The organism is Victivallis lenta, assembly GCF_009695545.1.
Lineage (GTDB): Bacteria > Verrucomicrobiota > Lentisphaeria > Victivallales > Victivallaceae > Victivallis > Victivallis lenta.
In genome coordinates, this window is sequence record NZ_VUNS01000004.1 from 261,267 (window position 1) to 274,476 (window position 13,210).

Consider the following 13,210-nt stretch of genomic DNA (forward strand, 5'->3'; position numbering starts at 1 on the left):
GGGCTCCGGTTTCCATGAATAAAAATAAAGTCATTTACCTGGACAACAACGCCACGACCGCCGTCGACCCGGAGGTGTTCGAGGCGATGCGTCCGTTTTTCTGCGAACGTTACGGCAATCCTTCGAGCATCCACCGTTTCGGCGGCAGCGTCGCCGCCGAGATCGAGGAGGCGCGGCGCCGGGTGGCCGATCTGCTCGGCTCGAGTTTCCGCGACAGCGACGGAAACGCCTCCGAAATCATCTTCACGAGCTGCGGCAGCGAGGGCGACAACGCCGCGATCAACGCGGCGGTTTACGCCCGCCCCGGTCGGAACAAGATCGTGACCACCATCGTCGAACACCCCGGCGTGCTGGCCTACTGCAAGGAGCTTTCGCGCCGCGGCTTCGAGATCGAATACATCCCGGTCGACGAGCGCGGCCGGCTCGACCTCGCTTATGCCGAACGGGCGATCGACGAAGCGACGGCCGTAGTCTCCGTCATGTGGGCGAACAACGAAACCGGCACGATTTTTCCGGTCGAAACCGTCGCCGGAATGGCGCATGCGAAAGGCGCGCTGTTTCATTCCGACGCGGTGCAGGCCGCCGGCAAAGTGCCGATCCGCCTCGATTCGAGCGAAATCGATTTCCTGACCATTTCCGGCCATAAGCTCCACGCGCCGAAGGGCGTCGGGGCTCTGTTCGTCCGCCGCGGGACCCGGTTCAAGCCGCTGATCTTCGGCGGCCATCAGGAGAAGGGCAGACGGGGCGGCACCGAAAACGTCGCCTCGATCATCGGCCTCGGCAAAGCGTGCGAGCTGGCTGCCCGCAACCTCGCGGTCGAAAGCGTGCAGCTGACGCGCCTGCGCGACCGGCTCGAGGCCGGAATCCGCGAGAGGATCAGTCACATCCGCATCAACGGCGACCTGGCGAACCGGCTGCCGAACACCTCGTCGGTCAGCTTCGAATACATCGAAGGGGAATCGATCCTGATGCTCCTCGACATGCTGAACATCTGCGCCTCGAGCGGCTCCGCCTGCACGACGGGGAGCCTCGAACCGTCGCATGTGCTCCGGGCGATGAACCTGCCCTACACAGCCGCCCACGGAACGATCCGCTTCAGTCTGTCGAAATACAACACGGAAGATGAGATCGATTTCGTGGCGGAGTCCCTGCCGCCGATCATCGAGCGGCTGCGGGAAATTTCTCCCTACTGGGAGGAACGGAACAAATGAACGGCGAAAAGAACGGGAGCTGCCCGTGCTCGAATGCGGGGTGCGCGCGTCACGGCGACTGCGCCGCCTGCCAGGCGCACCATCACTCCAAAGGCGGAAGGACCTCTTGCGGAAAATGAGCAGTGCAAACAAAAAAATCAACGGGCAGGAGCTGAAGTTTCCGGTTGACTGGGAGTATCGGATCATCGTCGAAGCCGACAAGCTCGAGGCGGCACGCGCCGCGATCGGGCAGTGCCTGCGCGAACACGGGGTCTCCGCCGCGGTCCACGAGGGTCTGCGCTCGGAGGGCGGCCGCTACCGTACGCTCAAGGCGCCGGTCGTCCTGACCGGCCGCGAGATGATGAATGCCTTGAGCGCGGCCCTGGCGGCGGTGGACGGGGTGAAGTTCCTGCTCTGAAAAAGCGGGGGCTGCGGGGGAGAGGCGGAATTTTTCAAAAAAAATTGATTTATTTGCCGGTTCTCCGCTTTTCGGCATTTGACAATATATTTTTGTGGTGCTAATGTTCAATAACGTCATGCCGGACGTAAGTGTGTCAATTTGGGTTTAGCAATATATAACGACAAATTATCAACCAATCAGAGTGGGAGAGCCCCGATGAAAGTAGTCAACGTCGTATTGAGTATCCTGATTCTTCTGCTTGCAATCGCAAGCGCAGTCTTCTCTTATTTCCTGTTTGACAAACGCAGTCAGCTGGTCGAAGGCTGGAAGAAGATGGCAACTACGATCAACCAGAGCGCGACCGAGATGGACAAGGGGAGCGGCACCAAAGTCGGCGGCGAGTTGACCGTTGCCGCGCTCTCCCACGAAAACTACGCGGATCTCGACGCGAAGCTGGCGAAGCTGACGACGCAGAGCCGGCAGCTGATCAAGCAGCGCGACGAGCTGGCCGAAACGCTGCGCAGCATCGGCACCGTGGCCGAGATGAACAACGTCGGCTCCTCCGACGCATTCAAGAACATGGCGACCTACTCGACCAGCAAGGACGACGTCGTGCAGGGCGTCGGCGCCCTGATCGACCGCCGCAACAAGATCGTGCAGAGCGTGGTCGAAGCGGTCCGCCGGAATCTCCAGCTCACGATCGACGCCAACAAGCTTCGCGCCGCCGACCAGGCCGCGCTGAACCAGTTCTCGCAGCGCCTGACCCAGTTCGGCAATGAACGCCGCGATTTCGAGAACACCCTCAATGAAATCGTCCGCCAGGCGGGCGGCAGCAGCCTCAACTTCTCCGGCAACAACTTCAAGGGCGCGCTTGATCAGGCCCGCCAGGCGGTGAACGGCCTGAAGGGCAAGCTCGACGAAGCCAACCGCACCATCGGCGCCCGCAACCAGGAGATCCAGCGCCAGAAGAACGAGCTCAACGGCAAAAACAACGAGATCGCTACCCTGAAGAAATCGCTCGACGACAAGATCTACCAGCTCGACGGCCTCCGGGGAGCGCTCGGCCTCGACAAGAATGACGTGCTGCCGATGCCGTGGAAGCCGGGTTCGCCCGAGGCCCGCAAGCGCATCGTCGGCCATGTCGCCGACGTCAGCTCGAAGTACGGCTACATCGCGATCGACCTCGGCACCGAATCCACTGTTCAGCAGGAACTCGGCAATAAGGTCGGCGAAATCAACGTGAACCTGACTCCGGGCCTCGAAATGGTCGTCTCCCGCGGAGATCTCGCCGTCCCGACTTCGGATTTCGTCACGAAGGTCAAGCTGACCAAGGTTGACAAGAACTGCTCGATCGCGGAACCGATCGGCGAGCAGAAGGATACGGTTCAGGTCGGCGACAAGGTCTGGTTCGACATCAACTGAGAGTGAAGGAGGACGCGAAAGTGTTCAATTCCAAGTTTTTCACCGGCGTCATCATTGTGAGCTTCCTGGCGATGGCCGCCACCGTGGCCTTCCAGGTGCTCGAGATGAACGAGTACAACCTGTTCAGCACGATGTTCTCCGGAAAATGAGAACTCTTCTGACCGCCGCCGCCGTACTTGCTGCGGCGGCCTTTTTCTGTCTGCTTTCCGGCTGCACCGAGCAGGAGCGGCTGGGATTCAGTTCGATTCCGCATAACACACCGCCGTCGTGGGAACTCCAGCCCTACGGCCCGGTGCGCAATTGACTCTCCGGCAGCTTCAGCCCTTTTACGCTGAAGCTGTTTTTTACGCCATGCCCGTTCCGGCAGAAACCTGCCGGACGCGATTTCCGGAACTTCCCGGTTGTTTTTCCTGTCCGATGTTCGCACCGGTCGTCAGGAAACAGCAGGAAATCCGCTCAGAAAAATCAATTTCGCATTTTTTAAAATTTTCATCTCCAACGAATATAAAAATCGGTTGTTTTTTTGGTTTCAGCGTTGAAATACCCGAGAATGGGGCTACTTTTTATGATTGTCAAAAATCGGGGAGCGCTGACGGCCTCCCCGGTTTTCGTTTGACCCGGGTCCCGGTTGGCCCCGGGCGAGCAGGGCCGCCCCCGCATAAAAGCGGCGGCTCCGGAGAACAAGAACGTTTGTGATTATGAAAGGTCGAAGAAACAATGCGGATTGACGTTCTGGACTATTACACCAAAGAAGACTGGCTCCTCATGAAACAGGAGGCCGACCGCCATCCCACTCCGTTTCTGGTGGTGAACCTCAATATTATCAAGCGGAATTACGAAGAGCTGCTGGCGCATTTTCCGTTCGCCAAAATCTATTATGCGGTGAAAGCGAATCCGGCAATTGAGGTGCTCGAGCTGCTGCGCGACCTGGGTTCCCATTTCGATATCGCGTCGCGCTACGAGCTGGACCGGGTGCTGTCTCTCGGAATTTCCCCGGACCGCATCAGCTACGGAAATACGATCAAGAAGGCCGCGGATATCCGTTACTTCCATGAAAAGGGCGTCTCCCTTTTCGCAACCGACAGCGAAGCGGACCTGCGCAACATTGCGAAGGAGGCGCCGGGCGCCCGGGTCTTCTGCCGGATTCTGACCGAAGGCAGCGAGACGGCCGACTGGCCGCTGTCGCGCAAGTTCGGCTGCCACCCGGACATGGCGATCGATCTGGTGTTGCTGGCCCGCGAGATCGGGCTCAAGCCGTGCGGAATCAGTTTCCACGTCGGCTCCCAGCAGCGCGATATCGGCACCTGGGACTCGGCGATTGCCAAAGTCCGCTATATTTTCGACTATCTCGAAGGCGAAGGGCTCAAGCTCAATCTGATCAACATGGGCGGCGGCTTTCCGGCCAATTACATCTCCAAGACGAACGAGATGACGGTCTACTCCGAAGAGATCACGCGGTATCTGGAAGAGGACTTCGGCGAAGACGCTCCGGAAATCATTCTCGAGCCCGGCCGTTCGCTCGCCGCCGAATCCGGCATCCTGGTCAGCGAGGTCGTGCTGATCAGCCAGAAGTCCTCGATGGGCGTCGACAAATGGCTCTATCTCGACACCGGTAAATTCAACGGGCTGATCGAGACCTGGGATGAATCGATCAAGTATCCGCTCTACTGCGAAGCGCGCGGTGAACCGTGCGAGGATTTCATCATCGCCGGGCCGACCTGCGACAGTCAGGACGTCATGTACGAATATTTCCGGAATCCGCTGCCGGCCTACATCAAGCCGGGCGACCGGGTCTACTGGCTCAGCACGGGGGCATACACCTCGAGTTACTGCTCGGTGGAGTTCAACGGCTTTCCGCCGCTGCCGGTCTACATCATCAAATAAATTCCGTTCTCTTGCGGGGATCCCGGCCGGGGACCCCGTTTTTTTTCGCGTCCCGGCAGCGGCCGGGGGGCATGCCGTAGAAACGGCGGAACATCCGGCTGAAATAGTGGACGGTTCCGAAGCCGCAGCAGCGCGCGATCTCCTTCTGCGGGTAATCGGTCGAAAGCAGGAGGTTCCGCGCCCGGGTCATGCGCTCGGCAAGCAGCAGCTCCTGAAACGGGCAGCCGAAGGCCGCGGTCACCAGATGGCCTGCCCGGGAGGGCGAAACATGCAGCGCCCGGGCAAGGTCGGACAACGCGGCCGGTTCATGGGCGTGCTCGTCGAGAAACTTCCGGATCTGCTGCTTGCGGGACGGCGGCTGCCGCCGTTCGGACTCCCGCGAACTCTCAAGAGCCCTGAGAATCCCCTGCCCGACCAGCGTCAGCAACCGGGCAAGGTCGGAGACACTCTTTTCATCCGCCGGCGGCAGAGCGGCATGGGCAGCCTCGAAGCCGGCAGGCGGTGCGCCGGGTCCGCGAAATGCACCGGCGTAGAAGATCAGCACCGGCGTGCGGCCGCGTTCGACCGGCACGACAAGCTCCGTCACCCCCTTCCAGCAATGATGCAGAAACGGACGCAGTTCGCAGAGGGCGGCCGATTCGGCCTGAAACGCGCACTCCGCCAGGCAGGAGCGATTCCACTCGGGAACGGCGTAGCGTCCGGCCCGGCAATACGGATGCGTGTGATGGTCGCGTCCAGGGAGGAGCGGCTTGCCGTCCGCATCGAACAGCAGCGCACGGTGGTCGTGAATGGTGATCGTGACGCCGAACAGCCGTTCCGCCGCATAGATCGCCTCCGCCAGATAACTTCCGGGGCTGCCCGGGTCAAATTTATCCAGAAATACCGTTTTCAGCATGATAATGTAAATATACAGCAGAACGCTCCATTGTCAAACTGCCGGTTCCGCGGTATACTATGGAAAATACAAAGGAGATGGTATGAATATTGTGCGCAAGGCGTGTGAGATTCCGGTGCGGAACCGGACGGAGGTGCTGGTGGTCGGAGCCGGGCCGGCCGGTTTCGGCGCGGCGGTTTCGGCCGCGCGGGCCGGGGCGAAGGTGACCCTGGTCGAACAGGGCGGATTGCTGGGCGGCATGTGGACGCTCGGGCTGCTGAGTCCGTTTTTCGACAATCAGAACAAGGATGGCCTGAACCGCGAGCTGCGCGAAGCGCTCAGGGCGCGCGACGCATGGGGCGGACTCTGGGACATCTCGTTCGATCAGTGCGAAATGGCGCTGCTGCTCGACGAATATGTTTCGAAATGCGGCATCGACCTGCTGCTCTATACCATGGGGAGCGAGCCGATCGTCGAGGACAGCGTGCTGAAAGGGATTTACATCCAGAATAAATCGGGCACGCAGGCGGTTCTGGCCGACGTGGTCATCGACTGCACGGGGGACGGCGATATCGCGGCACGCTCCGGCGCGCCCTTTGAAATCGGACGCGAAAGCGACGGGGTGTTCCAGCCTATGACCATGATGTTCAAAATCGGCGGCCTCCGTCCCGACTACGGCCGGGACGACCTGCGCAGCTGGTATGACGTACTGATTCAGAAGCTGCCGGAGGCTGAAATCCTGGCCGACATCCCGTACAACAATCCGGCGCTCATCACGCTGCCGCGCAAGGGAGAGGCGCTGATTCAGTGGACGCACGTCAAACGCTCGCTCGGCACGGTCGCCGACGAACTGACTGCGGCGACGCTGGAGGGGCGCCGGCAGGTGCGCCGGGCGCTCGAATGCTTCAAGCTCGTAAAGGAGCAGCTCGGCGATGTGTATCTGCTGGACCTCCCGTCGATGATCGGCGTCCGGGAGACGCGGCGGATCACCGGGGAGTACGTCATCTCCGACGACGACGTGAAAAGCGGCCGGAAGCAGCCCGACGCGGTCTGCCGGGTCCAATTCGGCGTCGATATCCACGAACCGGAGAAGCCGGAGCAGAACTGCTGGCAGCACCCGGGCTTCGATATTCCGTACCGGTCGCTGGTTCCGCTCAAGGTCGAAAACCTGCTGACAGCCGGACGGTGCATTTCGGGCAGCTTTGCGGCACACGCGGCCTACCGGGTCACGGGGGACTGCCTGGCGATGGGCGAAGCGGCCGGACGGGCGGCAGCCAGGGCCGTCCGCAGGAAGTGCAGCGTCCGCTCCCTGATCGGGTGATCGCCGTTCAGCACTCCGGCAGCGTCAGCGCGGAGCGGATCTCCAGATTGGCGGTGTTTCCGGGACCGGAAGTGCAGACGACCGGTTCCGTTCCGGGGTTGCCGTTCAGGACATTCGCAATGATCGAATCGGCGAGCGACCCCGCAATCAGGATGGCAGCCTTCGCGCGCGACTGGATATTGACGATCTGAAAAGCCGCAGTCTCCCCGAGCGGCGTCACGCCGCCCCAGGCCGGATTCGAGTCGCCGATACGGACCGCCGCATGGTCGCGGAAACCGTCCGGCGAGGTGTCGACAACGCCGTCAAGCAAAATGTTCCGCATCCGGATGCCGCCGGTGTTCAGAAAGCGGACGATGTGATGGCCGCCCGCCGAATGGCCGACGACATTGCGGATCACAATGCCGTTCACGTCTTCGTCCAATCCCCCCATCCGCGGCGAACAGACTTCGGTGCGTCCCAAAATTCCGCACGGCCGGGGAGCGCCGCCGATCGCGGTCAGCGCGATGAGGTCGTCGCCGGTGGTTCCGTTGATCGTGTCGATCGTGATGTTCCGGCAGCCGCGCCGCAGGTCCAAACCATCCTGATTCAGGACAATCCGCCGTTCGCCGTCGATCTCCCGGCAGCCGGACGAATCGAATGCGAGGCGCCGGATATCGCCCTCCGTGCAATATTCGAGCGACACCGCCCAGGCATGCGAATCGCGGATCGTGAGATTCGCAATCGAAAAGCGGTGCACGTTCGCCAGCAGGATGCCGATATTGCGCCAGTCGCCGGTCTGCGATTCGCCCGGCTTCCCGGCATCGGTCCCGAAGGTCCGTTCCCCGAGCGTTTTGGCGGAGTCCCCGGTCGAACGCGGATGTACAGCCCCTTCCAGCACGGCGCTGCCGACGCCGAGGATGCGGATATTGTCCAGCGGCGGAACGGGGTCGATGCCGGGCCCGCAATTCGCGCTGCGGATGAAGTTGTCGCGGCAGCGGTCCGACAGCCGGATGGTGCAGTTGTCCAGAATCAGCGTCGCGTTTCCCGGCAGCAGGATGGCCGCGTCGATCAGCCAGAAGCTGCGCGGCGAAACCGCATCAGGGCGGCGGGCCGGAATCCGCAGCGGCCGCCCGGCGGCGAAAGCGGCCCGCGCCGCCTGTTCGATCCGCTCGCTGTCCGTACCGGGATAGGAATTCGGGTCCGGGGAGCCGCCGCCGGGAAATGCCGTCTCTGTCATGATTCATCCTCCGCCGTAACTGTTCTGACGCAATATCGTTCCGTACAATATAGCAGGAAAGCGGGCGGAATGCAAACGAAAGAAGTGATTAAAGCAATGAATCAGCCGGCAGTCACCGTTTCGCGCCAGCGGCAGAGCAGCCGGTTCAGCGAAAGGCTCTCGGCATTCGTGAACGGCGCGGCAGCCGCTTCGCGGGCGCCGGAAGCGAGCAGGCGCGCAAACCCGTCGGCCTCATAGCCGAAGCTGGTCCGGTCGGCCGGAACGCGGATCTCCTCGACGCCGGATTCGCGCTCAATGCGGATCAGCCCGTTCTCGGGTTCGGTCCGGTTGCAGACCCACGGATTCGGAACGACGATGCGTCCGGCAGAACCGTGGATGCGAAGCGCGGGGTCCAGGGTCGCGCCGCACGAACAGGCAAGCTGCGCCACGATCCGGTCCTTCCAGACCGCTATTGCGCAGGAGGAGAGGTCGATGTTCCCGGGGGCGGTCACGCCGCCGCAGGTGAAGCAGTCAGGCGGAGCCGGATCGGTTCCGAGCGCCGCTCCGGCAACCAGCATCGCCATCGAAAGCGGATAGCCGCCGATATCCCAGACCGCGCCGCCGCCGAGCGCCGGATTGAACAGCCGGTCGGCCGGATTGTATTTCGCCGCAAAGCCCATGGCGCTTTCGATAAGGTTGATTTCGCCGACGACATTCCTGCGCAGGAGTTCAAGCAGCTTCGCCGTCTGCGGATGCCAGCGGTACATATACCCTTCCAGAAAGAGGCTGCCGCACCGTTTCGCGGCAGCGAGGACGGCCGCAAGCGACTCCGGATCGATCGCCATCGGCTTTTCGCAGAGGACCGGCTTGCCCGCCTCGAGCGCCGCGATCGAAAGTTCCGCATGCGTGATGTGCGGCGTGGCGATATAGACCGCGTCGATGCGCGGATCGGCGAACACCGCACCGGGATTGACCACGGATTCCGGCACGCGGTTATCGGCGGCGAACCGGTCTGTCCGGGCCGGATCGCGTCCGGCGACCACCAGCGGCCGCCCGCTCTGCCCGGCATAAAGCGCCCGGATGAAGGTTGCCGCAATCCGGCCGGTACCGACGATTCCCCAATTGATCATGAAAGCCTCTCCTCTGTAATCCTGTTTCATACAATACCCCCGTTTCGGGAGAAGTCAAGCCGGGAAAACGGCACAAAAATTCCCGCCCGCGGCGCACCGGGGCGGGAATTCGGAACGTTTCTCCGGCTTACTGGAGCTTGAACTCGTAAGCGGTCAGCGAGTGTTTCGGATAAGTCGCGCTGAATTTGCCGTCCTTCACGGTGACCGTTCCGGCCAGGCCGCTGAAGTAATCGGTCGCCTCGACCTTCTCCTGATAGAGCTGGATCGACTCGCCGGAAGCGGTCTTGAAGTTCTTCAGCTCGATTTCGGCATTGACCGCGTTGTCGGGGTCCTTGTTGAAAACGAGCAGATAGAGGCTCTTGCCGTCGGCCGACTTCGTCGCGAAGGTCGCGATGGCCGGATAAGCCGGGAACTTCTCGCCGCCGCCGAGCTCCGCCTTGATGTCGCGGAATTCAAGCTTGCCGGAGACCGGGGCTTTCGCCTCCTCGAAGCGGAGCAGCATATCGGAGCCGTCCGCGTCGGAGAGCGTCGTGAAGCTCTTGCTTACCTTTGTCCACTGATCGGAGAGCGAAGCGTGGGTGAAGGCGGCGGCGGACATGGTTTTGTCCCAGCCGCGCGGGTCGCAGAGGCCGAGGCCCATCGTGGCTTGCGGAACTTCGCCCTTCTTATCCGGCACGAAACGCATTTCGAACGACAGCGTGATCGCAAGCGATTCCCCGTTCGGCAGGTTTTTCGGCCGGTTGATCCTGCTGAAAATAGTGTAGCAGTTGCCCTTCGCGTTGTTCAGCGTGAATTCGAGGCTGTTGCGGCCCGTGCTGCGCGGAACGATATCGCTGCGGTTGAAGCCGGTGAAGTTGAACTTGAAGCTGGTCTGCTCGCCGATTTTCGTGCCGGCGGAGTAGACGTCCCCGATCGACGGCATGAGTCCGGGACCGGCGGCCGCGGTCACGCGCGGATTTCCGGCTACGCTCGAGGCGACGATTTCAGTGCCGCGGTATTTGCCCCAGACCTCGAAGAACGGCAGCGTCGCCTTCCGCTCGGTGATCTTGCCGTCCGCATCGTTGGAGCGGTAGGCTCCCCACCAGCCGTTCAGGATGTGCCAGTAGTTCGCAAACTCAACCTTGTTCTCCGGCTGCTGCCAGAGGCGCATGAGGTCCGCGTTCATAAGCCCGGCCAGATAGGTGAAGCGGACCGGGAACGGATCGTTGCCGGAGCCGCCGATGTTGTATTCGGTGATCGCAAGCGGCAGCTCCTTTCCGGCGAGTTCTTTCGTGAGATCACGGTACTGTTTCATGCGCAGCGTGAGCTGATCCGGATAGGCGAGCACGCGGCGCAGCGCGGTATCCGCATCCTGCCCGCCGATGCCCGGGCCGTAAAAGTGGATCACGAGAAAGTCGGTCAGCGCGCCGGCGCCGGCGATGACCTTGCGGTTCCAGTCGCAGTTCCAGTCGGTGCCGTTGCCGGGCACGGTGACGAGCCCGAGCTTCACGGTCGGATCGACCTTGCGGATCGCCTTGATGGAATCGGTCGCATACTTGATGTACTGTTCCGGCGTGTAGGAGCGGCGCGGATTGGTCTTATGGCTGCCGTGATCGGTCTCGTTGCCGAGCTCGAAGTACTTGACGCCGTACGGCTCCTTATGACCCCACTCGGCACGCTTCATCGCCCACGGATGTTCGGGCGTAGCCGGAGCGTTCAGGTATTCGACGAGGTTCGCGAGGTGCTGCGGCAGCTCCTCGGCCGGGAGCGCGTAGTCGGTCAGCGTGAAGAGCGGTTCCCAGTTCATCTTTCTGCAGAGCTCCATGAACTGGTCGATGCCGAATTTCCAGTCGGAGCGTTCGGAGAGCGGCCCGACGGCGTGCGTCCAGTTGTAGTTGTGCGCAAGACAGCCGCCCGGATAACGCATCATGCCCATTCTGAGCGTCTTCGCCAGGCCGGTCGTGACCGGATTCGGCGCGTTTTTGTCCGGGTCCCAGAAGCCCTGCCCGTATTTGACGCCGTTCACATTGAAAGTTTTGGCATCAGCCGGCTCGCTGAAGATGCCGCGGCCGTCCGCCGCCTCGATATTGTTGCCGAAGCCGAGCTCGTTGACCGGAGCCACCACCTTTGAGGCATCGACGGTGATGACGGCCGGACCGGCCGCAAACAGCGCCGGCGCCGCGGCCAGAGCGGCCGCAGTCAGGGTACGGGACAGGTGTTTCATGGCAAATCTCCTATGTTCCCCAAAAAGTTGCCACCCTTCGGCCACGGGCCTCGGGTCTTTTGGGCCGAATGCCCAAAAGCTTCGGGTACTTTTCGGGGGCCCCGCTCTTCGGTGTTCCGTGCGGCTCCGCCGTACTCACACCTTCGAGAAAGGCATTGTTGATATTTTTCCAAAAAGTTGCCACCCTTCCTCCTTCGCCGAGGCTGCGGAGGACAAGTCGGGCTTGTCATCCACAGCGCCTGCGCGACGGATGATACTTTTCGGGGGCCCCGCTCTTCGGTGTTCCGTGCGGCTCCGCCGTACTCACACCTCAGAGAAAGGCATTGTTGATATTTCGATGGCATTGACATACCATCTCCATTTAGTTAATATGTTAACTTATACCGGTAATCTGAAAAATAATTTTTCGGGAAAAACCGCCTTCCCGCCGGATGGCGGCGGGAAGACGGGATAAGACTATTCGACGATTTCAGCTTTGATGTCGTCGAACCAGACGGTTCCGGAGGATTCCTGAAGGCCGACCTGGAAGCTCACGTCTTCCGCATCGGCGGGAATATCCGCCTGGGTCACGACCTCCTCCCAGCCGAACGTACCGTCTTTTTTCGGCTTGTGCTCGATCCACTGCCGGTCGCCGGAAGCGGCTTTGTAGTAGATCATCGCTTTGACTCCGAGGTACGGCTTCTCCGGCTTCGAGACGTTTTCGCCCCGGACCATCGAGGTTACCTTGAGTTTTTTACCGCGGACTTTGGCGGCGTCGATTCTGATCGGCAGCAGCCTGGCGCCTTTCGGATTGTCATTTGCAATCCTGAGCCCGCCGTTTTCAAAGCCGTCGGCGGAGAAGGCGGCCGCGCCGGCCTGCCCCCAGTTCTTCGCCGTGCTTTCGGCATCGGCGAAGGTCTCCTCGAAAAGCACCTCGCCCGCGGAGAGCGTTCCGAAAGCGAGCGCGGCGGCCGCAAATGTCAGGAACTTGCGTTTCATGCGTTCACCCTTTCCGTTGAAGCGTCACCCTGCAGGTCAGTCCTCTTCGTCGAGCTCGAGGTCCGAGAAGTAGATGGTTCCGGTCGAGCCCTGCAAACCGATCTGGATGGTGACGGACTTCGCATCGGGCGGCACGGTCGTGACGGTTTTGAGCTCGCGCCAGCCGAAATCCCCGGTCAGACGGGTCGTATCCGGATAGTCGATCCTGCCGTCGGCCATGGTCACGGTCATCATCATCTTAATGCCGAGATACGGCTTGTCGGGCTTCGAGATGTTTTCCCCCTTGACTTTGGCGGAGAGCTTGACGGTCTTGCCCCGGACTTTGTCGATATCCACCTTGAAGAAAGCCATGACCGGCTTGGCCGCATCGGTCGCAGTGATTCTGACCGCGCTCTCGTCGCTCTCCGGCCCGCCGTTCGGCAGGAAAGTCATGGCGGCGGCGTTGCTCCACTGCTTGAGGGCGGCCTCGGTGTCGATCATGTTGTCGTAGATGTCGTCCGCGCTGACGGCGAACGCGCCGAACAGCATGGCGCCGAGTACTGCGGTTCTGAAAAATTTCATACTGATTCCCTCCTCTGTTGGTTTCTCAGGTAACATTAAGCTAACCGCATTT

14 protein-coding genes are annotated in these 13,210 nt (G+C 61.3%); 8 read left to right on the forward strand and 6 right to left on the reverse strand.

Going from position 1 to position 13,210, the window contains the following annotated elements; genetic code table 11:
* Positions 1–14: 14 nt before the first annotated feature.
* From nifS to FYJ85_RS06255, 7 genes are all read left to right on the forward strand, one after another.
* The gene (nifS, locus tag FYJ85_RS06235) at positions 15–1,211 is read left to right on the forward strand and encodes a cysteine desulfurase NifS (protein ID WP_106055763.1); all 1,197 of its coding nucleotides are present in this window, start codon (positions 15–17) and stop codon (positions 1,209–1,211) included.
* Positions 1,208–1,330, forward strand: coding sequence for a hypothetical protein (locus FYJ85_RS23985; RefSeq protein ID WP_268878716.1), 123 nt, complete (start codon positions 1,208–1,210; stop codon positions 1,328–1,330). Before nifS ends, FYJ85_RS23985 begins: the two co-directional genes overlap by 4 nt.
* On the forward strand, positions 1,327–1,608 hold the full coding sequence (locus tag FYJ85_RS22975; RefSeq protein ID WP_158704160.1) for a DUF493 domain-containing protein: 282 nt from the start codon (positions 1,327–1,329) through the stop codon (positions 1,606–1,608). The genes FYJ85_RS23985 and FYJ85_RS22975 overlap by 4 nt, the downstream gene beginning before the upstream one ends.
* A 198-nt stretch (positions 1,609–1,806) precedes the next feature.
* Positions 1,807–3,012 carry a hypothetical protein gene (locus tag FYJ85_RS06245; protein ID WP_106054426.1) on the forward strand — a complete coding sequence of 402 codons (1,206 nt, stop codon included), beginning with the start codon at positions 1,807–1,809 and terminating at the stop codon, positions 3,010–3,012.
* 20 nt (positions 3,013–3,032) lie between these two features.
* Positions 3,033–3,161 carry a hypothetical protein gene (locus FYJ85_RS23990; protein ID WP_268878717.1) on the forward strand — a complete coding sequence of 43 codons (129 nt, stop codon included), beginning with the start codon at positions 3,033–3,035 and terminating at the stop codon, positions 3,159–3,161.
* The gene (locus FYJ85_RS06250; protein WP_154417327.1) at positions 3,158–3,316 is read left to right on the forward strand and encodes a hypothetical protein; all 159 of its coding nucleotides are present in this window, start codon (positions 3,158–3,160) and stop codon (positions 3,314–3,316) included. The genes FYJ85_RS23990 and FYJ85_RS06250 overlap by 4 nt, the downstream gene beginning before the upstream one ends.
* A 413-nt stretch (positions 3,317–3,729) precedes the next feature.
* Complete coding sequence (locus FYJ85_RS06255; RefSeq protein ID WP_106054425.1) at positions 3,730–4,896, forward strand: type III PLP-dependent enzyme; 1,167 nt, start codon at positions 3,730–3,732, stop codon at positions 4,894–4,896.
* On the opposite strand, the gene FYJ85_RS06260 is transcribed toward FYJ85_RS06255, so the two are convergent.
* Positions 4,889–5,791 (reverse strand): helix-turn-helix transcriptional regulator, encoded by a 903-nt coding sequence (locus tag FYJ85_RS06260; protein ID WP_106054424.1) that lies wholly within the window; start codon positions 5,789–5,791, stop codon positions 4,889–4,891. The genes FYJ85_RS06255 and FYJ85_RS06260 overlap by 8 nt on opposite strands.
* A gap of 82 nt (positions 5,792–5,873) precedes the next feature.
* On the opposite strand from FYJ85_RS06260, the gene FYJ85_RS06265 reads away from it, so the two are divergent.
* On the forward strand, positions 5,874–7,091 hold the full coding sequence (locus FYJ85_RS06265) for an FAD-dependent oxidoreductase (protein ID WP_106054423.1): 1,218 nt from the start codon (positions 5,874–5,876) through the stop codon (positions 7,089–7,091).
* 7 nt (positions 7,092–7,098) lie between these two features.
* Here the strand turns inward: FYJ85_RS06265 and FYJ85_RS06270 are convergent, their stop codons facing one another.
* The 5 genes from FYJ85_RS06270 to FYJ85_RS06290 all read right to left on the reverse strand — a co-directional run bounded on the left by FYJ85_RS06270 (position 7,099) and on the right by FYJ85_RS06290 (position 13,158).
* On the reverse strand, positions 7,099–8,307 hold the full coding sequence (locus FYJ85_RS06270) for a glycoside hydrolase family protein (RefSeq protein WP_106054422.1): 1,209 nt from the start codon (positions 8,305–8,307) through the stop codon (positions 7,099–7,101).
* Positions 8,308–8,408: 101 nt separating this feature from the next.
* Positions 8,409–9,416, reverse strand: coding sequence for a Gfo/Idh/MocA family protein (locus FYJ85_RS06275; protein WP_158704159.1), 1,008 nt, complete (start codon positions 9,414–9,416; stop codon positions 8,409–8,411).
* 127 nt (positions 9,417–9,543) lie between these two features.
* The gene (locus FYJ85_RS06280; RefSeq protein ID WP_106054420.1) at positions 9,544–11,619 is read right to left on the reverse strand and encodes a cellulase family glycosylhydrolase; all 2,076 of its coding nucleotides are present in this window, start codon (positions 11,617–11,619) and stop codon (positions 9,544–9,546) included.
* Between the two features lie 456 nt (positions 11,620–12,075).
* Positions 12,076–12,597, reverse strand: coding sequence for a hypothetical protein (locus FYJ85_RS06285; RefSeq protein ID WP_154417328.1), 522 nt, complete (start codon positions 12,595–12,597; stop codon positions 12,076–12,078).
* A gap of 36 nt (positions 12,598–12,633) precedes the next feature.
* Positions 12,634–13,158, reverse strand: coding sequence for a carbohydrate binding domain-containing protein (locus FYJ85_RS06290; RefSeq protein ID WP_154417330.1), 525 nt, complete (start codon positions 13,156–13,158; stop codon positions 12,634–12,636).
* Positions 13,159–13,210 lie beyond the last annotated feature (52 nt).